The organism is Asticcacaulis machinosus, assembly GCF_028550435.1.
GTDB classification, from domain to species: Bacteria; Pseudomonadota; Alphaproteobacteria; order Caulobacterales; family Caulobacteraceae; genus Asticcacaulis; species Asticcacaulis machinosus.
Genome location: NZ_JAQQKV010000002.1, coordinates 626,626 through 650,876 on the forward strand (window position 1 = coordinate 626,626; position 24,251 = coordinate 650,876).

Genomic DNA, 24,251 nt, shown 5'->3' on the forward strand with positions numbered 1-24,251 from the left:
AGAAAAATATCAGCAACTTAAGGTGAAAGACATAATTAAGGGCGCAAAACCCTTTACAGGAGAAAATTTGTAGTGATTTAAGCGCCTTTCATGAACCTTACACCAACTCATGGAGCCAAAACGATCAGAACGATTGGTTCTGTATTGGACATGCCATTTGAGGCCATCCACGGAACCTAAATATCATTCAACTCCGCGACGACATCGTAAGCGTCACCACGATAATAGGACTGCGTAAATTCCGCCGCCCGGCCATCGCTGAGAAACCCGCGACGTTCGATAAATAAACCCGGATCTCCGGCGCGAATATTGAGTGTGTCGGCCTGATCCGCATTGAACGATATAGCGCGCAACCGTTGCAAAGCCCGAACCGGACGATTTCCGGCCCGTTCCAGCGCTTCGTACAATGAATTATGAACCGCATCGACGGACGGCAGGCAGTAGCCGGGAATAGTTGAATATTCGAGCGCCATGGTCGCATCATCGGCATAGCGTATCCGGTGGAAACGATAAACCAGCGATCCTGGCGATAAGCCCAGTGACAGAGCTTCTTCGGGCGTCACAGCACCTGCGGATTTAGACACCCACACACTGTGGGGTTTACGACCGCGTGAAATCATATCTTCCGAAAAGGACGACAATTTTGAAAAGCTTTTTTCGACCCGGGTCGCCACAAAAGTCCCTGCCCCCCGCCGGCGGGTCAGCAGCCCCTCAGAGACAAGACCGTCTATGGCTTTGCGCACGGTGATGCGTGAAACTTCAAAATCTTCAGCCAGATCGCGCTCCGGCGGAATGGCATCTTCGGCCAGAATAATCCGGTTTTTGATAGCCTCGCGCAGCACTTTTTGCAGTTGCAGGTAAAGTGGTGCCGGATCTTCTTTTTGCAGACGTCCGACCGCCTCAATAAACGACATTAATGTGCTCCGCGGCTATGGCAGTCTTTTTGATGCTGCTGTTTTTACCACATCTATTATATTGGTATGCACCCGTCAAACCGAAACCCCTGACGTTCGTCGTCCTTCGCTTTATAGCTTTTTATGTCTGCAGAGTTCAAAAAAAGCCTTATAATCCGGTTACATTTACAATTATCGCCCTGTATCCCGCAAAACTCAAATCAAAACAATGTCCTGAGACATTTTATATAACGACCCTGGTTGGAACGATATTGGTACTGTTATGCCTCAAACATCTGAACCATGACATAACGCTGGGTAAAAAATTCTTTTCCAATCGCGAAATCCACGTCTAAAAGTTCATATTCATAATGATCAGGGAAGTGTTATGACCTTCAAATTCATCGCCACCATAGTCGCCAGCACCGCCCTCTACCTGCTGCCGGTCAGCGCACAGGGCGAGACGCAGCTTCTGACCGGCGCCTATAGCGATGGTGCGCTCAAAGGCATGAAGCTGTTGAGGTTTGATGCTGCCCGCGACGAATTCACCATCGTCAAATCATTCGAGGCCATCGAAAACGCGTCCTTTGCCCTTTACGATAGCGACAATGGCCGCGTCTATGTGACAGGTGAGGCGGATACCGGTCAGGTCGGGGCTTTTAGACTGTCCGAAGATCATCTGACGCTAACACCGCTCGGTTATGTGTCATCTCTGGCTGGCTCACCGTGCTATCTGGCGCTCAGCCCGGACAAAAGCCGACTGGCGGTTGCTAATTATCACGGTGATATCGTGGCGGTATTTAAGATTGATGCGGCCAGTGGCGCCCTTCAGAGCAACCCAGACATTCTTAAAGGCACCGACACCACAAAGACGGGACACGCTCACTGGGTGCAATGGTCACCCGAAGGCGACAAAATCTATATGGTTGATCTGGGCCATGACGAAGTACGAGCCTATCCCTACGATGCCAAGACCGGGGCGATCGGGGCGGCGACCAGCGCCTTTAAAACACCGGTGGGCTCTGGCCCGCGGCATATGGCCTTTTCACCGGACGGCAGATTTGCGTATGTGGTGACCGAATATGCCAATACTGTCATCGCTTTGAAGCGTGAAGCGGGCGGCAGCCTGAGCGAATTACAGACAATTTCCACCCTTCCTGCCGATTATAAGGACAAATCGTTCGCCGCTCATATTCAGATAAATAAGGCAGGCGACACGCTTTATATGACCAATCGCGGCCATAACAGCCTGGGCGTATTTCGCATCCAGGCCGACGGGCAGCTTAAGCCGCTTCAGACCATCTCCACAGGCGGCGACTGGCCACGCTTTTTCCTATTGCTTGAGGATGAAAAACGACTTCTGGTCGCCCACCAGAGGAGCAACGACATCCGAACGTTCCACATCAATAATGACGGATCATTGGCCGAGACGCCTGTTAAGTTTGCCTTGCCCAAACCGGTGATGATCCTGCCGTTGAAATAGTCACAGACTCAAATCTGCATCCGCCGCGCGGATTTCGTCGATGTCTTCAGGGCTGTAACCCGCGGCCACCAGACTGCTCATCAGATATCCGCGCACCGCAGGCGTTGGCTCCACCCCGTCAACGCAAATAAGAGTGATCTTACCGCCCGCATCCACCACAAAGGCGGCAATTTCAGGCAGCGCGGGCACTGGAGCCGTTTTCTGATCAGAAATTAATCGCCTGTAGGCATGGGCGACCTCTGCCTGATGGGCACTACCCGTAACGAAGCCCTTATAGAGCGCAGTTACCCGTGCCTGTCCAATCATGACTGTTTGATAACCGGTCACGCGGGTAGGTTCTTCCGCCTGAGCCGGCAAGGCCGCACCCGCTATAAGGCCTGCAACGATAATGGATTTAAACATTCTGGACATGGCCACAACCACACTAAAAACCAAAGCCAAATGCCTTGGTATTCTGCCATATGGTTTGGCTCTGACTTTTTACCAGAGCGCCTCTCACAGAAATGTAACCCGCACGCGCACACACAGCCAAGATGTGGCATTTATGCCTCTGCCGCAGAGTCCCACCCATAAAAACGGCTCACAAGGAAAGCGCGATTAAACGAATTAATGGCTAAGGTCGGAGTTATAATCGGGCCTGATACCGGCTTCCCGCATGGCTTGCAGACTAAGAATGCCCAAAATCTTTGGTGCACCTTCTGAAGTTTTCGAGGCGGTGGCGTCCACATCATAGCGGTGGTCACCGACATGGAATATAGCCGGATTTTGCCGATCCTTGCGCGCCTGAAGCGGTTGATCGGAACCTTCTACGCGCACCCAGGCGCTGTCATATAATCTGATACTCATAAAATAATACTCATAGACATAAATGGCTAAAAAAAGTCTCACCGACGGTGAACCGGAGTTTCATAGCACACCGATCAGACCAAAGGGATAAAATTTGCGTCGGGAGTAGCATGACCTGTTTAAAACAGAGTTGACAGGCCCGTAATTTCCATCTGCCGGGCGGTCGTGCGAAACACCGGAATATCGCGCACATAGTCACTCAGCGCACCCTTATCCAAATAACCAGCACAAAAACGGTGCGCATCAAACATATCACCGACCATGTCCAGCAAGGCCCCGGTGAGGTAAATGCCACCACGCGCACCCATGATCATGGCGACATCAGACGCCATGCCGGCCAGCCAGTCTGTAACCAGACTAACCGCTTCCTGCGCTCTGGCGTCACCACGTCTCGCCATATTAACTATGGTCTGCGCGTCGGCACCTTGCGGATCGGCACCGTCGATGACGCCTATGGCGCGCCAGACCTCACACAGTCCGCTCAGGGACACAGTCATTTCACGTGAGACATGACCATGACGAGCTTTTAGCGACTTCATTACGGCCCATTGACGATCGGTCTTGACCGGCAGATCAGAATGACCACCTTCTCCCGGAAGTGCGGTCCAGCCGCCCGCGCCATCGGCCACAAGTGCTGCCAGACCCAAACCATAATGGGGCCCAAGCACCGCAATCACCGTTTCTTCGGCATTGTCGCCGCCACAGATTTTTGAGCGCTCATTGCGCCTCAGAGACGGTATAGCCAGCGCGCGTGCGACGAAGTTATTGACCAGATTAACTCTCTGCACATCCAGAAGTTCTCTCAGCTCCGTACGCGATATCGTCAGGTTTCCATCCGGCAGGTGAATGATACCGCCGTCTTCCCAGCCTCGCGAGGATATTGCCGCACCCTTCAGGCGTGGATTGTCTTTGCGTTTCAGGAAATCGAGGATGGCCCCATCCAGAGCATCCCGCCCTGTGCATTCATATTGCGCAGCATCCTCGGGCCGTTGCCCGGCTTCGGCCAGCGCCAGATTAACGTGCGACCCGATCGACAGATCGCACAGAAGAACCGGATCGCCCATCTGTTACTCCTAGGTATTACTATCCCTGCACAGGCGTCTGATGCGCCCTATATCTGTGCCCGGAGTATCGGCACCAATTCATAAGAAAGAAATAACAATTATTCAGCGTCAGATTATGCCGCTTTCGGTTCAGGTTTATCGCTGCCGAACGCGCCTAAGATGTGGTGAATCATACCCTTGGCCAGTTCTTCCTCACCAAAGAAGACCGTGCCGAGCTTTTCTTCACGAATGAAGTTCATCTCATCTTCACTGTGAGTGCGGATCACCAGTTTTATACCGGGATTGAGCCTTTGGGCGATCTCGCTCATCCGGCGGACATTCAGCGAATCCGGCGTGGCAATGACCAGCATGGCGGCGTGTTGAATATGGGCCTGGATCAGAACTTCGGGTTCGGTGGCATCGCCCGATACCGCAACCTTGCCCATCTGACGCAGGTCTTCGACCCGTTCGCGGTTTTGGTCAGCCACTACATAGGCGATGTTTTGGGATTCCAGGGCATCGGCAATGCGCTTACCGACCCGGCCAAAGCCCACCAGAACCACCTGTCCCTTGAGGTATTTTTCCTCGGTCGTGGCGGGCAGTTCGGCGTAAGGGTCTTCGCGACGATCCAGCTTGCGCCCCAGATCCGAATGTTTGACGAACCAGTTTGAAAACGGCTTGATAGCCGCAAACACAAACGGATTAAGCGCGATGGAAATAATGGCACCCGCCAGCACCAGCGACATCCCTTCGGGCGGCAGCAGGTTCAGCGACATGCCAAGCCCGGCCAGAATGAATGAAAACTCTCCGATCTGCGCCAGACTGGCCGATACGGTCAGCGCCGTCTTTAGCGGATAGCGGAAGAACAGCACCAGTCCCGCCGCGGCAATGGACTTGCCGACAACTATGATGGCCACAACCCCGAGCACCTGCAGCGGCTGCTCCATGATGATCTTCGGATCAAACAGCATGCCGACCGAAACGAAGAACAACACCGAAAAGGCATCACGCAGTGGCAGGGTTTCTTCGGCGGCGCGGTGGCTGAATTGGGATTCGCGCATCACCATGCCCGCGAAAAAGGCTCCCAAGGCAAACGAGACCGAAAACAGTTCTGCCGCCCCGAACGCAATCCCGATCGCGACCGCCACCACCGACAAGGTAAACAGCTCACGCGATCCGGTGCGCGCTACCTGCCACAAAATCCACGGCAGGACGCGTTTTCCCACAATCAGCATCAGAGCAATGAACGCCCCGACCTGTAGCAAGGTCTGGCCGATCGTGACCCAGATTCCGGCCGAGACCGTCGCCTCCTTACCCGACAACAGGCCCGACAGAGGCGGCAACAGCACCAGCACCAGAACGGTCACCAGATCTTCGACCACCAGCCAGCCGACGGCGATCTTACCGTTCATGGTGTCGATCAGATTACGGGCCTCCAGCGCCTTTAGAAGAACCACGGTCGAGGCACACGACAGACACAGGCCAAACACAATCGCTGGCCCCACGGCCCAGCCCCACATCATCGCCATACCGGCACCTAAGGCCGTGGCCAGCCCCATCTGCACAATGGCGCCCGGAAGGGCAATACGCCGCACCGACATCAGATCATTGAGCGAAAAGTGCAGACCCACCCCGAACATCAGCAGCATGACGCCAATCTCAGAAAGCTGCGAGGCTATACCCGCATCGGCGACAAAGCCGGGGGTTGCCGGGCCGATCAGAAAGCCCGCCACCAGATAGCCGACCAGAGCCGGCAACTTGATACGCTCGGCGATAAAGCCAAACACCAGCGCCAGCCCAAAGCCCCAGGCAATCGTCGTAATCAGCGAGATATTGTGATGGTCCATGCGGCAGAGGCCCTTTCAGTTTGAATGAGTATACCACGCCAGAAGGCGCACCCGTACGACGCCGCAAGCCTAGGGCTCGCAGATCATTTAAGCTCAATATAAGTCCCGAAAGACCTGACTTTGAGCGTATTTGGGGAGCAGGCATTATGAAAATATGCCTATGAGGCTTAATTTCAGGTCTGGGGTGCCAAAGGTCAAGACTTAATACGTATATTTCAGAGTTATTTTCTCAATAAATCTGAAATTCTGTCTTTTATACAGACCCGCCTTTAAACTAATCTCGATTATGCCGTGGCGTGATGGATGTTATCTGACGGTATTGTGCGCATAGCGCGGAAAATAGAACGCCGCCTCCGGTCGCCACAGCCCTTTGAGATCGGCATAGGGTACGACATAGTAATCGCCCATGCACGCCCCGATGACATGGGGCAGATCGGTCAGGGAAAACACCAGCCCCTTATCATTGAACGACAGGCTGTAGTCACGGTCAAAGCCCGCACCCATGCAGTCCTCCGGTGACTGCATTTTGAGATCATAGGCCGAACCCGGCTGGAGTTTTGCCAGCATATGGCCGTATTCCGGCCCATCCCGTTTCAGCAACCGGTTGATATCTAAAACCTCACCCCGGCGCAGGTCATAGAGCGCATAGCGGAAACTATTGTTGGGATAGGCCCCGCCACAATATGTCGAGCCGCCTTCGCGGATGACCATGAGGCTTTCGCTAATAAAGCTGACCTCGGAGTCATAGTCTTCCCAGCCGCCCAGCGTACCGCCACCGGCGTCTTCGGACTGCGCCCGGCAATCGAGCCCGTACTGGGTCATCCGGTAGCGCTCACGATCCAGCAGACGATTGACACGTGCCATAATGTCCGGTGACGGATGCCGTGACAGACGCGGATAGTGAATGCCCGTCCCCTTATCCGTCGCCATGACATAGCCAACCATACCGCTGCGCCGCTCCGGCCCATAGGTGGTCGTGGCCGCCAGTTGCCGCCACAGATAGGGGTTATCGCTGACCTCATAGTCGGACAGGTCATCAAGGGCGTAATAAAGCTCCGCCGCCTCGTGGACAGGTAAAAGGGCCACCACCTTACGATCTCCGACCGATTTTAACATCACTGGCAAACCGCTCAGGCGTCCGGTGGCAATCCATTGTCCGCTCAGGCCATTCGGACGGGGCGTCAGGGTAAAGCTGGCTTTGGCCGGGCACTGATCACTCTGAAGGTAGCAGGCCGGGTCATATTCACGCAGGATCAGGCGCACCCCGCGCCGTTCCACACCCAACTGAATATGGGTACGGTGTTGACGGTAAAAATAACGGGCGGCCGAGACGTCCTGACCCGCTTCTGTGCGGGTGCTCAAAATCTCCAGCACAATGGGGTGTTTACCGAGCGTGCCTTCATAGACCTGCTGATGGATCGCGGGGACAGCTTGCGCCGCAGCGGGGCTGCTGAACGCGGCCATGACAGCCCAGATGGCCAATGCTGTGATATGCGCAGTAATACGCAAAGCGCGCCTTCCCCTCCGTGACGATCAGAGCTTTATACCCTCCGAACCTCTGATTGCAAAGGCCTTACGCGCCAAACAATAACGCCGTTGTCCCACGCACCATGTCCTGAAGCGTTTCGCGGCTGGCCCCGGCGCGGGCACGCACGCCCAGATTGGCGGTCAGGCCGATAATCATCTGCGACAGGGCTTTGGGATCCTGATCCTGACGAATGAATCCCAAATCGCGGGCCTGAGCGAAAAAGGTCTCAAAGCGGTTATCAAACTGATCAATGGTATTTTGCAGCATCTCAAGGATGCTCTCGTGCTGGGGCGCTTCGTTCAGCGCCGTACACATGAAAGCGCACCCCAACGGATGCTCCGCCTCGCCGGTATAGGTGTCGATCATAATATCGAAATAGCGCCGAATGATCGAACGCACCGTATCATTTTGCCCGCTACAGGTCAGCACCGCATCAAGCTGACTGTCCGTACGGGCGCGGTAGCGCTGCATGGCTTTGAGATAGAGCGATTCTTTGTCGCCAAACCCGGCATAAAGGCTGGGGCGATTAACGCCGGTCGCTTCGACCAGATCATCCAGAGACGTGGCGGCAAAGCCTTTCTGCCAGAAAACCTTCAGCGCCTTATCGAGAACTTCACCCGGATCATAGGCACGCGGGCGGCCACGGGCCCGGCTGACGCGGGCATAGGCGCAGGCGGCATCATCAACGGCTTTGCCGGCACATTCCGCCGTTTCCGGCAGTTCCAGCTCCGCTTCAACCTCAATCCCATCGGACTTAATCCCATCAGATTGGGACGATGCCTTGGACCAGACGTCGGCACGATAGTGAACCATGATACCCAATACTCCTAAACGCAGCCACATCCGTGCAGCGCGCGACACCCCTTAATCTTATTATTGCCCGCCCGTGTTTCAAGTCACAGCCTTAAAGTCACTGCGGGCATTGCCTCAAGTGTAACCGCATCTAGCATTAATAGCCAATGCGTAAATGCCCCACCCGTTATGAACTAATTTTATGCGAATTAGTACAAAATTATTTACAAAACGGGGTTTGGGGTCTATTAATTTGCGAACCAGTACATAAATAGATCACGTTGGCGGTTATTCAAGAGCTAAAATGACCCTTTTCCGCGCTGACAGCGGGCCTTGCGTGATCGCATACCTTTAAGAATTTTACCCCTTTCTCCCCGAAGGACACTCACATGCGCACTTTCTCTTTTTCCCAGTTCTATAAGGAACGCCGTAAGACCCTCGTGGTCGCCGGTGCGTCGCTTCTGGTGCTCGGCGCTGCCACCGGCGGCCTGATCATCGCGTCATCGTCAACCGCGGCCTCAGATAAAACCGCCACCGCCGCCGCACCGGCCATTCCGGTCGGGGTCGCCATCACCACCGAGAGCAATGTCACGGCCTGGGAAGAGTTCTCCGGCAGATTAGAAGCCGTTGAACGCGTCGAAATTCGCCCGCGCGTCGCCGGTCAGATCAAGTCGGTGCATTTCCGCGAAGGCGCTCTGGTTCGTCAGGGCGATCTTCTGTTCACGATCGATCCGGCCCCTTATGCGGCTGAATATGCCCGCGCCAAGGCGCAAGTGGCCGCAGCCAGCGCCCGCCTTAACCTGACCCGCTCAGAGGAGGCCCGCGCCCAGCGTCTGCTGACGGATAACGCCATTTCGCGCAGTGAAGCCGAAAGCCGCCAGAACGACCTGCAGGAGGCTCAGGCCAATCTGGCCGCCGCCCAGGCCCAGTTACAATCGGCCAGCCTGAACCTCAGCTACACTCAGGTGCGCGCACCGGTTTCCGGCCGGGTCGGGCGCATTGACGTCACGCAAGGCAACCTTGTGGCCGCCGGGCCTTCGTCGTCCGTTCTGACCTCGCTGGTGTCGGTATCGCCGATCTATGCCAGCTTTGATGCCAACGAAGAGGTGATCACCCGCACCCTGTCTGAACTTAAGTCAGCGGGCGGCAGCGTGGCCTTTGAGCGCGTGCCGGTCACGCTGGAGGTCGGCGGCGGTGAGCCGGTAACCGGCAAGCTGCAACTGATCGACAACCAGTTCGATGCCTCAAGCGGCACGGTCAGGGCCAGAGCGGTCTTTTCCAATGCCGACGGCAAGCTGATCCCCGGTCAGTTCGTGCGCGTGCGCATGGGCGAAGCCTCAACCAAGCCCGCCGTGCTGATCCACGAACTGTCGGTCGGCACGGATCAGTCCAAGCGTTTTGTGTGGGTCGTCGGCAAGGATAACGCCGTCGAATACCGCGAAGTTACGCTCGGCGCCTCGGTCGACGGCCTGAAGATCGTCACCTCCGGCCTGAAAGCGGGAGAGCGGATCGTGGTCACCGGCCTGCAAGCCATCCGCCCCGGTGCGGTCGTGGCCCCGCAGATCGTCGCCATGACTGACGTTGGCAAGCCCAAGGCCTAATCCAGCCCCTTATCCCATTTTCAAAATTCTCGCCCACAAAGGGGCCCAAAAGGCACAAAGCCATGAATCTGTCCAAATTCTTCATCGACAGGCCCATTTTCGCCGGGGTTCTGTCGCTTCTGATCCTGGTGGCGGGGCTGTTAAGCTTACGCACGCTGCCGGTATCGGAATATCCCGAAGTCGTACCACCACAGGTTGTCGTGCGCGCCGTCTATCCGGGCGCCAGCCCGAACGTGATCGCCGAAACCGTGGCCACGCCTATTGAGGAAGCCGTCAACGGCGTTGAGAACATGCTCTATATGTCCTCGACCGCCACCTCTGACGGCGCCATGACCTTAACCGTCACGTTCAAGCTCGGCACCGATGCCGACCTTGCCCAGCAGATGGTGCAAAACCGCGTCTCTCAGGCCGAAGCCCGCCTGCCGGCCGATGTGCGCGCTCTGGGTGTGACGACGCAAAAGAGCCAGTCGTCCTTGCCGTTGGTGGTGCATCTTTATTCGCCCAATGACCGCTATGATGTGAACTACCTCAGGAACTACGCCCTGATCCACATCAAGGACCGCCTGCAATCGGTTAAGGGCGTCGCCCCTGTGCAGATGTTCGGCGGCGGCGAATACTCGATGCGCATCTGGCTTGATCCGCAAAAGGTCGCTGAACGCGGGCTGTCCGCCTCTGATGTCGCGCAGGCCATCCGCTCTGAGAACGTGCAGGCTGCCGCCGGTACCATCGGGTCTTCACCCGGCGTGCCTGATATCACCCTGCAAATGTCGGTCAATGCCCAGGGCCGCCTCAAGACCGAAGACGACTTCCGCGAAATCATCGTCAAGTCAGAAAACGGCGCGGTCACCCGTCTGGGCGACATTGCCCGCATTGAGCTGGGGGCTGCCGATTACGCCCTGCGCTCTCTGTTGAACAACAAAGCCGCGGTCGGTATCCCGATCAATGAAATGGCCGGGGCCAACTCGCTGCAATTGTCACGCGACATCCGCGCCACTATGGACGAACTGAAAAAGTCCATGCCCGAAGGTGTCGATTATCGCATCGCCTATGACACGTCGGAATATGTGCAAGAATCGATCGATTCCGTCATCCACACCCTGCTTGAGGCCATCATTCTGGTGGTGATCGTGGTCATCATCTTCCTGCAAACCTGGCGCGCCTCGATCATCCCGCTGCTGGCCGTGCCGGTCTCGGTCATCGGTACGTTCGCCGTGATGCACCTGTTCGGGTTCAGCATTAATGCGCTTACCCTGTTTGGTCTGGTGCTGGCCATCGGGATCGTGGTCGATGACGCCATCGTCGTTGTCGAAAACGTCGAGCGCAATATCGAAGCCGGTAAGACCCCGCGTGAAGCCACCTATCAGGCCATGCGCGAAGTCTCCGGCCCGATCATCGCCATCGCTCTGGTGCTGGTGGCCGTGTTCGTGCCGCTGGCCTTCATCACCGGCCTGTCGGGTCAGTTCTATCGTCAGTTCTCCCTGACCATTGCCATCTCGACCGTCATTTCGGCCATCAATTCGCTCACCCTGTCGCCCGCCTTGGCGGCTCTGCTGCTCAAAGGCCATGATGCCCCAAAGGACGGTCTTACCCGTTTCATGGACAAGTGGCTGGGTGGGTTCTTCAATGGCTTTAACAAGCTGTTCAAGACTGGCTCGAACAACTACGCTAAGGGCCTCGGCGGTATCATTCCGCGCAAAGCTTTGATGATGGGGATTTATCTCCTTCTGGTCGGCCTGACCATGGTCATGTTTAAGACTGTCCCTACCGGCTTTATTCCGGCGCAGGACAAGGCTTACCTTGTCGGCATGGTGCAACTGCCCGAAGGGGCCACGCTGGACCGCACCGAAGCCGTCGCCCGTGAACTGAGCGCCATTGCCATGAAGCAGGACGGGGTTGCCGATACGCTGGCCTTCCCCGGTTTGTCGATCAACGGCTTTACCCTGGCGTCCAATCAGGCGGTGGTATTCATGCCGCTGAAATCCTTCCATGACCGCACCTCCAAGGAAACCAGCGCCGGCGCGATTGCCGGAGCCTTAAACCAAAAGTTCCAGTCGATTGCCGGCGGCTATGTCGTCGTCTTCCCGCCCCCGCCCATTCTGGGGCTTGGCACCACCGGCGGCTTTAAGATGCAGCTTCAGGATCGCGGCGCTTTGGGCTCCGACGTGCTGGATAAGGCCGCCAAGGATTTTGTGGCCAAGGCGTACCAGACCCCGGAACTGGCCGGTGTGTTCACCAACTATCAGGTCAATGTCCCGCAAATCTATGCCGACATCGACCGCACCAAGGCCCGTCAGTTGGGCGTTAATGTCAATGACGTGCTGGAGACCATGCAGATCTATCTGGGGTCGCTTTATGTCAACGACTTCAACCGCTTTGGCCGCACCTATTCCGTCCGTCTGCAAGCCGATGCCCCTTACCGCGCCCGCGCCGAAGACATCGGTAAGCTACAGGTACGCTCCAACACCGGTGAGATGATCCCGTTATCGGCCCTGATGAAGATCGACCCGTCGTTCGGGCCGGTGACCGCCAGCCGCTATAACGGCTATCTGACAGCAGATATCAATGGTGGCCCGGCGCCTGGCTTCTCGTCCGGTCAGGCTGAGGCTGCGGCCATGAAGATCGCCGCCGAAGTCCTGCCGCCCGGCATTGAGTATGAATGGACCGACCTGACCTATCAGCAGATTTTGGCCGGGGACTCATCGACCATCATCTTCGCTCTGGTCATCCTGCTGGTCTTTCTGGTGCTGGCGGCTCAGTACGAAAGTCTTGTCCTGCCGTTATCGATCATCCTGATCGTGCCGATGGGTCTGCTGGCGGCCATGTTCGGGGTGTGGGTATCGGGGGGAGATAACAACATCTTCACCCAGATCGGCCTGTTCGTCCTGATCGGGCTATCGGCCAAGAACGCCATTCTGATCGTGGAATTTGCCCGTGAACTGGAACTGGCGGGACGAAAACCGCTGGCGGCGGCGATTGAGGCCTCGCGCCTCAGACTGCGGCCGATCCTGATGACGTCGATTGCCTTTATCATGGGCGTGCTGCCGCTGGTCACCTCCACCGGTGCCGGTTCGGAAATGCGCCATGCGATGGGGGTTGCGGTGTTCTCAGGCATGATCGGGGCCACTATCTTTGGCCTGTTCTTAACGCCGGTTTTCTACGTCACCTTACGCGCCATCAGCGGCAACCGTCCGCTGAAAGCCCATACACCCCACACCGACGATGCCGGACATCCGGTGATCGAAGGTACGCCGGTATCACTGTCGGCAAATTCAGAGGGAAATCCTCATGCTTAAGTCCATTACCACCTTTTCATTGGCCGCCCTGCTCCTCGCAGGGTGCGCCACCGAACCCCTGAACTCTGCCGCACTTACCCCGCCGCTGGCCTTTAAGGGCGAAGCAACTCCCGCCACCGCCGCCACAGCGCCGGTTGAGATGGGTCAGTGGTGGAAGGTGTTCGCCGATCCGACCCTTGATGGCCTGATCGAGCGGTCACTGGCCCGCAACACCGATATCCGCATCGCCGCCGCCCGTCTGGAACAATCAAAAGCTCTGGTCAAATCGGCCCGTTCCAGCCTGTTCCCGCAGGCCGGTATCGGCTACGGGGCATCGCGGGCCACGGAAGTGGGCCAGGACCCGAAAGCCTCGACCCTGCACAGCGCCGGTATCGATCTTTCTTACGAGGTCGATATCACCGGCAAGCTGTTCAGTGCGGCCAAGGCGGCCCGTCTGGATGCGCAGGCGTCCGAGGCACTGCTTGACGATACGCGGCTTTTGATCACAGGCTCTGTGGCGGAAACCTACTTTGCCCTGCGCGCTCTGGATGAAGAACGGGCTATTGTGCGCGACACGCTTACCGCCTACCGCACTACCTTAGACGTTACTCAACGGCGTTTTGAAGCCGGTGATGTGGCCGAACTGGATGTGGCCCGCCTTCAGACCGAAGTGTCGTCCAACGAGTCCGAGCTTCTGGCCCTTGATCGTCAGCGCGCCCAGATCGAAAACGCGCTAGCTGTGCTGACGGGTGAGGTTGCCACGACCTTTGATGTGGAATCCCAAAGCTGGGCGTCGCAGCCGTGGGCCGGTCATGTGCCGGTTGTACCTGCTGGTATCCCGTCCGATGTCCTGAAACGCCGTCCGGACGTTCAGGCCGCGGAGCTTTCGATGCAGGCCGCCCAACGCCGCGTCGGGATCGCCAAGGCCGCGTGGTTCCCATCGCTGACGCTAACCGCCTCTGGCGGCTATGCGTCCTCAGACCTGAGCGATTTATTCGAAGATGCAGGACGCAACTGGTCCCTGACCGGATTGCTCACTCAGGCGATCTTTGACGGGGGCCGCCGCAATGCCGGTATAGCGCTTGCCAAGGGTGATCTTGAGATTGCCTTTGCCGGGTATCAGCAGCAGGTTCTGGTCGCCTTTGCCGATGTCGAGGATCAACTGGCCGCCCGCCAGACGTTAGAGGCGCAGGCCCGCACCCAGACCGAGGCGCTGAACGCCGCGACCCGTGCGCTTAACCTGTCGCAGTCGCGTTATCGCAACGGCTATGTGTCGCAGCTTGATCTGCTCGATGCCCAGCGCTCAGAGTTACGCACGCGCCGGCTGGCCTTGCAGGTCAAGGCGGCCCAGTACCAGTCCAGTGTGCGCCTGATCCGCGCGCTGGGCGGAGACTGGACGGTATAAGCCACCTTATCTTCGATACGATGACCTCAACCCTCCCCTATCCGGGGGAGGGTTTTTCGTTGCATTTTCTGCAACACTGAATCAGCATTTGATTATCTTCTGAAACGCATGGATTGAGCGTACATATTCGCCAACGACCTGATGTCGCAGGCCGTCCTTGAACTCAGATTTGAAAGGAACCTGTGTCATGTCTAAATTGGAAACCGCAACCCCCGCCCTTGCCCGCACACTTATCGCGGCCATCTTTATCGTCTCTGGCCTCTCTAAGCTGGCCGCCCCCGAAGGCACGATTGGATATATCGCTTCGGTCGGCCTGCCCCTGCCGGAAGTCGCCTATATCGGGGCCGTGGCTGTCGAAGTGGTCGGCGGTTTGATTTTCCTGCTCGGCTATCAAACCCGTCTGGTAGCGCTGCTGCTGGCTGGTTTTACCATCGCGACCGCTGTGTTTTTCCATAATGCCCTGGGTGATCAAAACCAGTTCATCCACTTCATGAAGAACATCTCGATCGCCGGTGGCTTCCTATATGCCGCGGTATATGGCGGCGGGGTGTTAAGCGTCGATCATCTGATCAGCAGAGGCCGCAAACCCGTCGCCGCATAACCCGCAACCTCTCCCCCAAACCTCACGCCTGCCGCACCCCCGGCAGGCGTTTTGTTTTTGCGATAAATATCGGACAGCCGCCCCTAAGAAACCCGTAAGCGCCTGTGCTTACTCAGCCCTGATTTTCCGCTCGCGACTCACGCACTGATGCCTTGTGAGGCTGCGCCTATAGTCGGCTTAACAACCCACAGCGCAAGGAGAGCCTGCCGTGCTTGATGTTCAAAAAACACAAACGCTCGATACCGCATCCGACCATGAGGTTGTGGGATCTATCGTGCCACAAGCCCCGCAGCCGGCTGAAGATACTATAGTGGCCCCCAATACGGACTATGCGACCTCTCTTGATGCCGCCCAGTGTCTGGCCAAAGATATCCGTCGCCTGATGGATGGCGTGGAAAACACCGCCCTTAAAGGCGACGTGAAATCGCGCATCGAGAATCTTAACCGCTGGGCCAAGACCTATTGCGAAGGGCTCAATGCCGCCCGCAAAATTGGCAACCGCGGCCTGAGCGGACTTTATGAAGCGCAAAAGGAAATATCCCTAGCCCTCGAAGAATATTTGCGCCTCGATGACGAAGGTGGTCTGCCGTCGAACGACGATGACGCCCGTAAAACCGATGAACTGAGATACGCCCTTAAGCGGATCAACAAGCTCATCCCGGCCATCGAAAATTCGTTCGGTCAGCCAACTGAACTAAGCCCCGCAACTGGCCCCGTAACTGGCCCCGTAACTGGCATTGCCTCAGCCCTCAAGCCGTCCTGAACGCAAAAAGATAAAAAGGAGACACCCATGACTGCCTATAATGCGGCCCGTTACACACCCCCTGCACATCCTGTGGTACAGCCTTACGCCGGTGGATATGACGTGCCCGAACCCCGGCCCGAACCGCTGTTTGCAGACCTTTATGATGTCCATGACGATTTTAACGATATTGCGCTCTATGTGACGCGCGCGGAGGGTTATCGCGATGAATAAGAACCTTGTCATTGCTTCACTTATCGGCCTGCTGGTCATCGTGGCCGCCGCCGTATTCATGAACATGCCCGACAATCGCACCGCCGGAGAGCGGGTCGGTGATGCGGTCGATACCCTGCCGCAAGGGGTGGATAAGGCGGCTGAACAGCTTGAGGACCGCACCCCGGCCGAGCGCCTCGGTGATGATATTAAGGAAGGCGCTGAGACCACCGAACAGAAGGTCGATAAGGCTACCGACGGGAATCCCAAAACATAGGCCCAAAATCATAGGTGAGTAGATTATGAAACCGATTTTTCTTTGGCTTTTAGGCATCCCTATCCCGGTTATTATCCTGCTTTATGTTTTCGGGGTGTTTTAGCCTACGCCATTCAGGTTTGCGATCGCGCTCAGTCCCCGTCCGCGTCAGCAACCTGATCCGAGAGGGAGCAAGTTCACCGCTTGCTCCCTCTTTTTCCGCTTAAATCTTATCGCGTGATCACCGTCTTTGTTTGACCTTGGTGGCGTTGTGTTGGTATTGAAATCCTATGAAAAGTGATCACACGCCCACGTCGAAAGCCAGTGAAAATGGCACATCGACGAGCAATGCCTCCGGTACGGCGTCAATAGACGGGCAGTCTCATGACGAAATCCGTGAGCACCTGCACCGGCAGATGCTGTCGGCGGTGTCCCATGACCTTAAGACGCCTCTGTCGACCGTCATCGGATCTCTGGAAGTGATCAACCTGATGGGCGCACGCCTGTCCGAAGATAAGCGTAAAACCCTGATCGGGTCGGCCCTGACCGAAGCCTACCGGCTGGATAACTTCATCACCAATATTCTCGATATGGCCAAGTTTGAAGCAGAAGCCGTGAGGCCCCGACCGCAGCCGGTGGGACTGCATCAGCTCATTCAGGATGCCCTGACGCGGCTGGGCCCGCTCAAGGCGCGTGGGCGGATCGAAGTCATTCGCGGCGTCGGAGACGACGGCCTTACCACCGATCCCATGTTGTCGGCCCGCGCCATTGGCCTGGTGATCGAAAATGCCTTAAAACACGGCGGCAGCCGTGGCCCGGATGGTGCCGAAGCACCGGTCATCGAGATCAGCCTCGGCTTTGAAGAGGGGCACCCGTGCGTGCGCATCCGTGACCACGGCGCGGGCATACCTGCCGATAAGCAAACCATGATCTTTGATAAATATACCCGCCTCAGCAAGGCCGACCAGCAAAACGCCGGCACAGGTCTGGGCTTAACTCTGTGCCGCCATATCATGACGTTGCTGGGTGGGCAGGTGACGGTCACCAACCATGAGGATGGTGGTGCCGTATTCAAGCTGTGCTGGCCAAAGTAATCTTTAAATCACGGCATAAAAAAACCGGCCCTCCCAGGCCGGTTTTGTCGTTTAAAATAGCATAGTTTTAGAGCGGCGGATTGGCGTTTCGGCCGGTAACCATTCTGTAGATCAGGCCCACGACAAACAGCACCACAAAGATAACGGCGATGAATTTGGCGATATCGGCAAAGGTACCAGCCAGACCCCCGAAGCCAAAGAAAGCCGCGACGACCGCCAGAATGAAGAACGTGATAATCCAGTTGAGCATGGTATTCCTCCTTTAGCGCATCGTCCCCATTGTCAGGTCAGAAACGCGCAATTCAGTGTAAACGGCTTAACCGTAACGCGTGCGGCGATGCCTCAACATCCACACTAAATTTCCGCCGATAAAGAAACAAAACCTAGTTTCAATCTGAATATAAGTAAGCGGTAAGGCATGAAAAAACCCCTCGGCTCAAGCCAAGGGGTTGTTAGAAATAGGGGTAAAATTTCGCTTACATCACCAGATCCATACGGTAGCCAATACCAGACTCCGAAACGATGGATTTGCCCAGCCCCGGCACGGTTTCCAGCTTTTCGCGCACCTGACCAATATAAACGCGCAAATATTGCGTATCATCCAGATGCGCCGGCCCCCAGACTTCTTTCAGGATTTGCTTATGGGTCAGCATCCGCCCACGATTGACCAAGAAGTAACGCAGCAGGTCATATTCCTTGGGCGTAAAGGCGACGCGCTCATCATTGATGAAGACTTCGTGGCGCACCAGATCCATGCGGATCGGGCCGTGGGAAATGTCAGGCTCACCAACTTCTTTCACCGCCCACTTGCGCAGGTTGGCATTGATGCGCGCCAGCAGCACTTCGGCCGAGAACGGCTTGGTGACATAATCGTCCGCGCCCATATTCAGGGCCGGCGCGGCATCGAGGTCTTCGGAACGGGCGGTCAAAACCACGATCGGCACATTCGACCATTCACGAATCTGGGTGATGACATCCTTGCCATCCATGTCCGGCAGGCCAAGATCGAGCAGGATCAGGTCAGGGCGCACCGAAGCGCTCATCCGCAGGGCCTGCTTACCCGTCTCACATTCACAAACCTTGAAGTCCGCCACATCGAGAAAGATGTTCAGCATTTTGCGGATTTCTTCCTCATCATCCACGATAAGGATGGTGTTTTTCTTCTCTAACATGGACATGACCTGTCTTAGTGGGTTGTGAGGCGTTGTGGACGAATTTACCGTTTCTGAACGAAGTTTACGACCGCGTTTATGTGTTTAGAACTACGCACCCAAAAATAAAATTTAAATGCGTCCATAAGGGTTTACAAAGCGGTTTCCGCTAAAGGCGAATAAAACGCGGCCCCATCAGAATGATGGCTGCCCCGATCAGGCAAACGGTCGCGCCAATCAGGTCAGTTGCCAGTGGCCGCACCCCTTCGATCCGCCATAACCATACGAGCGAGGCGGCAATATAGACCCCGCCATAAGCCGCATAGGAACGGCCGGCATTATCCGCCTCGATCAGGGTCAGAAGGTACGCAAAAACCGCAAGTGCTGCCATACCGGGGATCAGCCACAGCGGCGACTTATCAAGCCTCAGCCATGCCCAGAAACTGAAACACCCAGCGATCTCGGTCAGGGCCGCCGCCCCATAGATTAGGATATTTTTCACGCCAGATGGGTCTTGAAAAAGGCCAGGGTGCGCGCAAACGACTGCTCGGCGATGGCCGCCTTATAGACCTCAGGGCGGGTCTTATTAAAAAAGGCGTGATCGGCCTCATAGCTGAACAGTTCCGGCGGATTACCGGCACCAACCATAGCAATCTGAATGTCGGAGACCACCTGCGGGGTGACCCAATCGTCCTGGCTGCCGAAGTGACCCTGAAACGGGATCTTGATATCCTTGGGATCAGCAAAGGCTTTCGGAGGCACACCGTAATAGCAGACCGCCGCTGCAAAACCATCAAGGCGGGCTGCTGCCGCAATCGTCAACGCCCCGCCCATACAAAAGCCCATAATACCGATCTTGCCGCCACGGGTGTTGAGATAGTCGCGGGTAGCCACAATATCCTGATGGACCGCGCCCGGAAAGTCGAGGTTGTTCATCATATGGCTGGCTTCATCGGCATCACCGGTGACGCGGCCATGATAGAGGTCGGGAGCGATGGCATTAAAGCCACCTTCAGACGCCACACGATCGACAATCCATTTGATATGATCGTTCAGCCCCCACCATTCCTGCAGCACAATGACGCTGGGTTTTGCCGGATCAAGGTCGGAGACATAGGCCGCAAACGTGCCGCCATCCGGTCGGTTGAGGTCAATAAGCTGTCCCATAAAAACTCTCCTGCAAACATGATCGCCTAAGGGGTACGCCGGTCTTCGGTATAGGATCAAGGTGTTTTTGCAATTGATTTGCGCGCATTTTGATTCTGGCATGGCAGGCGCCGAAACAATTGAGCGGCCCCGTAATGGCGCAGTAAAATAAAGTGACGGCTAACGGTTTAAATCGCATCTTTGCAGACTTAGATGAACAGCATCGGTTCATAGGAGTCACCCATGCAATATCGTCAGCTTGGCCGTTCGGGCCTTAAGGTTCCGCGTTTAAGCTTTGGCACCGGCACCTTTGGTGGCAAGGGCGACATGTTCTCCAAATGGGGGGCGACCGATGTGTCCGAAGCCTCACGCCTGATTGATGTCTGCCTCGATCACGGTCTTAACTTTTTCGACACCGCCGATGTCTATTCGTCCGGCGCATCCGAAGAAATCTTAGGCGCTGCCCTCAAAGGCCGCCGCGATCAGGCCCTGATCTCGACCAAGGCTACCTTTACCACCGGTAAGGGGCCCAATGATAAGGGCTCATCACGCTATCATATTGTGCGCGCCGCGGAAGCCAGCCTGAAACGGCTCGGCACCGATCATATCGATGTCTATTTCATGCACGGCTATGATGCCCTGACCCCGCCCGAAGAAATGCTGTCGGCGCTCGATACGCTGATCACATCCGGCAAGGTCGGCTATATCGGCGCATCCAACTATTCCGGCTGGCACCTGATGAAGTCGCTGGCCACATCTGAGCGTTATGGCCTCAGCCGCTTTGTGGCCTATCAGGGCTATTACTCACTGATCGGACGCGACTATGAGTGGGAACTGATGCCGCTGGCGCAGGATCAGGGCGTCGGTACGATGGTCTGGTCGCCGCTCGGCTGGGGGCGTTTGACCGGCAAGATCCGCCGCGGCGTTCAGGCCAGCGAAGGCCGCATTGCTCAGGGTGGCGACGCCGGCGGCCCGGCGGTCGAGGACGAATACCTTTATAATGTCGTCGATGCCCTGACCGAAATCGCCGCTGAGGTCGACAAAACTGTGCCGCAGGTGGCGCTCAACTGGCTGCTGCAACGCCCGACCGTGGCCAATATCGTCGTCGGCGCCCGTAACGAAGCGCAATTGACCCAGAACCTTGGGGCCCTAGGTTGGGATCTGACACCTGATCAGGTGGCCCGTCTGGATGCCGTCTCTACACGGCCCAAGCCTTATCCCTACTGGCACCAGATGGAATTTGACGAACGCAACCCAAAGCCGGTAAAGTGGTGATCTGAGGCTCAACAAGGGATAACATAATGCGGCAACTGCCTTTGGCCTTGATCTTCATAGGCAGTTCCGCGTTAGCGCAAACCCCGACCGTGGTCGTTGAGGGCAATCGATCGTCCGCAAACCCGATCGAGTCCTTACGTCAAAAAACCGGTGATGTGGCAGGGGCCACCGAATTTCTGAATCAGGACGACTGGTCAAACCGACGGGCGATTACGCTCAAGGACATGGTCGATTTCACGCCGGGCATAGTCGCTCAAGCGCGCAACGGCGCGGAATCGATGCGATTGTCCGTGCGCGGATCGGGCCTTACCCGCACTTTTCAGGGCCGCGGGATTTTGTTGCTTCAGGACGGTGTGCCGGTCAATACCGCCGACGGTAGCTTTGAGTTCAACACAATCGATCCGTGGCTGGTTTCCAATCTGCAAATCCTGAAAGGCGCCAATGCGCTGGAGCAGGGGGCGACCCAGCTTGGCGGATCGATCAATCTGATCACGCCGGTCGGCCGGGATCATGATGGTTACAACGTGCGGTTAGAGGGCGGGCCGGACGGGCACCAACACCATCTTGTACGCTATGGATTTGCGGACGGTTCGATTGATGGATTTATCGCCGCCACCTATCTGGCTCAGGACGGCTATCGTCGCAATAACGCCCAGGAGTCCATGCGTATCGCCGGCAATTTCGGGTGGCAGACCAACGATCAGTTCGAGCAGCGGCTTTATCTGACCCTGAGTCATGCCGAGGCCCAGATCCCCGGCACGCTGAACCTGGATGAAATCGCCACCGATCCCCGTCGCGCCAATCCGGCCAATGTGGCAGGCCGCTTCCGGCGCGATGTCGATCTGGGGCGGGTAGCCTACCGCGCCACCTATACGGACGGTCTGTCCGAATGGCAGAGCATAATCTACGCCAGCTACCGCGATCTGGATACACCGGTGACGGTCGCCATCCAGAGCCAGTCACGCGAAACCGGCGTGCGTTTGCGCTATGGTTACGGCCTGCGCCCCAATCGCTTTACGGCGGGCCTGAATGTCTATTACGGCCTTGAGAAAGAAAAGCGTTTCGTTAATGCGGGCGGAGTCGCCACAACACCCATTGTCCGGCGCGATCTGGAGGCCCTGACGACTGAGGCCTATGCGCAATATGAACACCTGATCGCGCCCCATACCACCGCTATTGCCGGGATTCAGGCCGCCATAGTTGCGCGCAATATTGCGCAGCATTTCCCCACAATTGCGCGCCGCGACCGTGATTTCAACGGCCTCAGTCCGCGCCTTGGACTGCGCTATGACGGCGACGGCGTGACCGTGTTTGGCAATCTCAGCCGCTCCTATGAACCGCCGACTTTGAGCGAACTGTCCGGCGGTAATGGGCCGGGTTTCAACAGTCTGGATGACCAGAGCGCTACTACCTTAGAGATCGGCGCACGCGGCCAACACCGCGACATCCGCTGGCAGGCCGCCGTCTATGATAGTGAAATCGACGGCGAATATATCATCCTGCGTCAGCCCGACGGCTCATCCGAAGCCATGAATGCCGACCGTACCCGCCATGCTGGCCTTGAGCTGGGTGCGGGCGGGCGTTTGAACGAGAAAGTATCGTTTAACGCCGCCTATACCTATAGCCGCTTCCGGTTCCGCAATGATCCGGTTTACGGCAATAATGTTCTGCCAGGCGCGCCGGAGCATTATCTGCGCGCAGAACTGAGCTATGATATCGGCCCTGTGACCGTCACGCCCAATGTTGAATGGACACCGCAAGGTTACCCGGTCGATATGGCCAATTCCTTAAAAACCGAAGCCTATACGGTGTGGGGCCTGAGAGCCAACTGGAAGCCTGTGGATGCCGATTGGTCAGTCTATGCCGACCTGCGCAACCTGACTGATGAGACCTATGTGACCACCACCAATGTCATCGCCAATGCGTTCGGTAATGATGGCCGCCATTTCTACCCCGGCGAAGGCCGTGCGCTCTATATCGGCCTCAGCCTGCGCTGAAGTTAGACGTCAACAGGTGCGGGCGCATTCGTCCGGGCAATCTCCACGATCACGTCACCGGCCTGCAGCGCATGGGTCTCAACCTCCCAGTAGCCATAGATCTTTCCGTGCCGGCAGATACGCACACCCTTGCCCGTAGTCAGCGCCTCCAGAGATTTGCCCACTTCTTTGGCGGTGATTTCGCGCTCACGTAGCACGACCTTACCATCGGCAGAGGCCAGATCGGTGATGTATTCGACGACATGGCGGCCTTCGGACGCGCGCGCCAGCAGATGCCCGCCCATGCTGACCGGATTGATGACATTGCCGGCACCTGCCTGACGCATCAGGTCTTCGTTTTCCGCCGCCCGCACCGCCGCACTGATCGAAACGTGCGGGTTCATCTGGCGCGCACTCAGCACGATCAGAACCGTGGAATCGTCGCGGTGGGTGGAGATAATAACCGCGCGCGCCGTTTTGATGCAGGCCGCGTCTTGTGTGGCATTCATGGTCGCGTCGCCTTCGATGCCGGTGACACCGCGCTCCATCGCCGCTTCAATACGTGCAGGACTTTGATCGACGACCACAATCTCCTGCGGCTTCACCCCCTGCCGCAGCAGTTCGGTGACCGCCGCTTCGCCGGTCGCGCCATAACCATAGACGATGATGTGATGATTCAACCCCTGACGGATCATGCGCGTTCGCAATTGCTCCCATGTACTTTTCAGCACCAGAGTATAGGCCGTGCCGAAGAAAATAATCCATATGAAAAGCCGGATAGGGGTCACAATGAAGGTATCAAACATGCGCGCGCGATCGGTCACCGGCACAATATCGCCGTAGCCCACCGTGGTCACCGTAATGGCGGTGAAGTAGACAACATCAAGGAAGGAGACGTTACCGTCAGTATTATCACGCAAGCCGCCGCGGTCGAACCAGTGACCGGCCATAGCGATCCCCAAAAGACCAATAACCAGCACCGCCCGCAGCCATAGCGACTGCCAGACATTCAAGCCGCCCTTACGTTTCAGCACCACCGGCGATGACGGTTTAGGCGCAAAGTGCATGGGCGCCCACCTTTTGCGAA

23 protein-coding genes are annotated in these 24,251 nt (G+C 56.8%); 11 read left to right on the forward strand and 12 right to left on the reverse strand.

All coding sequences use genetic code 11. From position 1 onward, the window contains the following. Positions 1 to 176: 176 nt before the first annotated feature. On the reverse strand, positions 177 to 914 hold the full coding sequence (locus PQU98_RS11280; RefSeq protein ID WP_272745045.1) for a GntR family transcriptional regulator: 738 nt from the start codon (positions 912 to 914) through the stop codon (positions 177 to 179). Positions 915 to 1,281: 367 nt separating this feature from the next. On the opposite strand from PQU98_RS11280, the gene PQU98_RS11285 reads away from it, so the two are divergent. Next, positions 1,282 to 2,376 (forward strand): lactonase family protein, encoded by a 1,095-nt coding sequence (locus PQU98_RS11285; RefSeq protein WP_272745046.1) that lies wholly within the window; start codon positions 1,282 to 1,284, stop codon positions 2,374 to 2,376. On the opposite strand, the gene PQU98_RS11290 is transcribed toward PQU98_RS11285, so the two are convergent. From PQU98_RS11290 to PQU98_RS11315, 6 genes are all read right to left on the reverse strand, one after another. After that, positions 2,377 to 2,787 carry an MBL fold metallo-hydrolase gene (locus PQU98_RS11290; RefSeq protein WP_272745047.1) on the reverse strand — a complete coding sequence of 137 codons (411 nt, stop codon included), beginning with the start codon at positions 2,785 to 2,787 and terminating at the stop codon, positions 2,377 to 2,379. Positions 2,788 to 2,982: 195 nt separating this feature from the next. Then, positions 2,983 to 3,222, reverse strand: a complete 240-nt coding sequence (locus PQU98_RS11295) for a hypothetical protein (RefSeq protein ID WP_272745048.1) — start codon at positions 3,220 to 3,222, stop codon at positions 2,983 to 2,985. Between the two features lie 119 nt (positions 3,223 to 3,341). After that, positions 3,342 to 4,286: a glucokinase gene (locus tag PQU98_RS11300; protein ID WP_272745049.1), complete on the reverse strand. Its 945-nt coding sequence runs from the start codon at positions 4,284 to 4,286 to the stop codon at positions 3,342 to 3,344. 113 nt (positions 4,287 to 4,399) lie between these two features. Continuing rightward, complete coding sequence (locus tag PQU98_RS11305) at positions 4,400 to 6,112, reverse strand: cation:proton antiporter domain-containing protein (protein ID WP_272745050.1); 1,713 nt, start codon at positions 6,110 to 6,112, stop codon at positions 4,400 to 4,402. A gap of 306 nt (positions 6,113 to 6,418) precedes the next feature. Continuing rightward, a complete protein-coding gene (locus tag PQU98_RS11310; RefSeq protein ID WP_272745051.1) occupies positions 6,419 to 7,621 on the reverse strand; it encodes a hypothetical protein in 1,203 nt (400 codons plus the stop codon). A gap of 64 nt (positions 7,622 to 7,685) precedes the next feature. Further along, the gene (locus PQU98_RS11315; protein ID WP_272745052.1) at positions 7,686 to 8,453 is read right to left on the reverse strand and encodes a TetR/AcrR family transcriptional regulator; all 768 of its coding nucleotides are present in this window, start codon (positions 8,451 to 8,453) and stop codon (positions 7,686 to 7,688) included. Positions 8,454 to 8,821: 368 nt separating this feature from the next. On the opposite strand from PQU98_RS11315, the gene PQU98_RS11320 reads away from it, so the two are divergent. From PQU98_RS11320 to PQU98_RS11355, 8 genes are all read left to right on the forward strand, one after another. Next, positions 8,822 to 10,033: an efflux RND transporter periplasmic adaptor subunit gene (locus PQU98_RS11320; RefSeq protein ID WP_272745053.1), complete on the forward strand. Its 1,212-nt coding sequence runs from the start codon at positions 8,822 to 8,824 to the stop codon at positions 10,031 to 10,033. A 62-nt stretch (positions 10,034 to 10,095) separates the two neighbouring features. Beyond that, on the forward strand, positions 10,096 to 13,326 hold the full coding sequence (locus tag PQU98_RS11325; protein ID WP_272745054.1) for an efflux RND transporter permease subunit: 3,231 nt from the start codon (positions 10,096 to 10,098) through the stop codon (positions 13,324 to 13,326). Beyond that, positions 13,319 to 14,710 carry an efflux transporter outer membrane subunit gene (locus tag PQU98_RS11330; protein WP_272745055.1) on the forward strand — a complete coding sequence of 464 codons (1,392 nt, stop codon included), beginning with the start codon at positions 13,319 to 13,321 and terminating at the stop codon, positions 14,708 to 14,710. Before PQU98_RS11325 ends, PQU98_RS11330 begins: the two co-directional genes overlap by 8 nt. A 187-nt stretch (positions 14,711 to 14,897) precedes the next feature. Continuing rightward, positions 14,898 to 15,311 (forward strand): DoxX family protein, encoded by a 414-nt coding sequence (locus PQU98_RS11335; protein WP_272745056.1) that lies wholly within the window; start codon positions 14,898 to 14,900, stop codon positions 15,309 to 15,311. Between the two features lie 208 nt (positions 15,312 to 15,519). Continuing rightward, entirely contained in the window at positions 15,520 to 16,074 is a 555-nt protein-coding gene (locus PQU98_RS11340; RefSeq protein ID WP_272745057.1) for a hypothetical protein, read from the forward strand. A 27-nt stretch (positions 16,075 to 16,101) separates the two neighbouring features. After that, positions 16,102 to 16,287, forward strand: coding sequence for a hypothetical protein (locus PQU98_RS11345; RefSeq protein ID WP_272745058.1), 186 nt, complete (start codon positions 16,102 to 16,104; stop codon positions 16,285 to 16,287). Then, the gene (locus tag PQU98_RS11350) at positions 16,280 to 16,543 is read left to right on the forward strand and encodes a hypothetical protein (protein WP_272745059.1); all 264 of its coding nucleotides are present in this window, start codon (positions 16,280 to 16,282) and stop codon (positions 16,541 to 16,543) included. Before PQU98_RS11345 ends, PQU98_RS11350 begins: the two co-directional genes overlap by 8 nt. 269 nt (positions 16,544 to 16,812) lie before the next feature. Beyond that, positions 16,813 to 17,616 (forward strand): sensor histidine kinase, encoded by an 804-nt coding sequence (locus PQU98_RS11355; protein ID WP_272745060.1) that lies wholly within the window; start codon positions 16,813 to 16,815, stop codon positions 17,614 to 17,616. A gap of 67 nt (positions 17,617 to 17,683) precedes the next feature. On the opposite strand, the gene PQU98_RS11360 is transcribed toward PQU98_RS11355, so the two are convergent. The 4 genes from PQU98_RS11360 to PQU98_RS11375 all read right to left on the reverse strand — a co-directional run bounded on the left by PQU98_RS11360 (position 17,684) and on the right by PQU98_RS11375 (position 19,934). Further along, positions 17,684 to 17,866, reverse strand: a complete 183-nt coding sequence (locus PQU98_RS11360) for a DUF1328 domain-containing protein (RefSeq protein WP_189485023.1) — start codon at positions 17,864 to 17,866, stop codon at positions 17,684 to 17,686. Positions 17,867 to 18,092: 226 nt separating this feature from the next. Further along, positions 18,093 to 18,794 (reverse strand): response regulator, encoded by a 702-nt coding sequence (locus tag PQU98_RS11365; RefSeq protein ID WP_267524403.1) that lies wholly within the window; start codon positions 18,792 to 18,794, stop codon positions 18,093 to 18,095. 142 nt (positions 18,795 to 18,936) lie between these two features. Continuing rightward, the gene (locus tag PQU98_RS11370; RefSeq protein ID WP_272745061.1) at positions 18,937 to 19,269 is read right to left on the reverse strand and encodes a YnfA family protein; all 333 of its coding nucleotides are present in this window, start codon (positions 19,267 to 19,269) and stop codon (positions 18,937 to 18,939) included. Next, the gene (locus PQU98_RS11375) at positions 19,266 to 19,934 is read right to left on the reverse strand and encodes a dienelactone hydrolase family protein (protein ID WP_272745062.1); all 669 of its coding nucleotides are present in this window, start codon (positions 19,932 to 19,934) and stop codon (positions 19,266 to 19,268) included. The genes PQU98_RS11370 and PQU98_RS11375 overlap by 4 nt, the downstream gene beginning before the upstream one ends. Positions 19,935 to 20,156: 222 nt before the next feature. Here PQU98_RS11375 and PQU98_RS11380 point away from each other — a divergent pair, with 222 nt between their 5' ends. Then, complete coding sequence (locus tag PQU98_RS11380) at positions 20,157 to 21,188, forward strand: aldo/keto reductase (protein WP_272745063.1); 1,032 nt, start codon at positions 20,157 to 20,159, stop codon at positions 21,186 to 21,188. A gap of 26 nt (positions 21,189 to 21,214) precedes the next feature. Then, positions 21,215 to 23,185, forward strand: a complete 1,971-nt coding sequence (locus tag PQU98_RS11385) for a TonB-dependent receptor family protein (protein ID WP_272745064.1) — start codon at positions 21,215 to 21,217, stop codon at positions 23,183 to 23,185. Positions 23,186 to 23,187: 2 nt separating this feature from the next. Here PQU98_RS11385 and PQU98_RS11390 read toward each other — a convergent pair whose 3' ends face one another. Next, positions 23,188 to 24,231 carry a potassium channel family protein gene (locus tag PQU98_RS11390; RefSeq protein ID WP_272745065.1) on the reverse strand — a complete coding sequence of 348 codons (1,044 nt, stop codon included), beginning with the start codon at positions 24,229 to 24,231 and terminating at the stop codon, positions 23,188 to 23,190. Between the last annotated feature and the right edge of the window lie 20 nt (positions 24,232 to 24,251).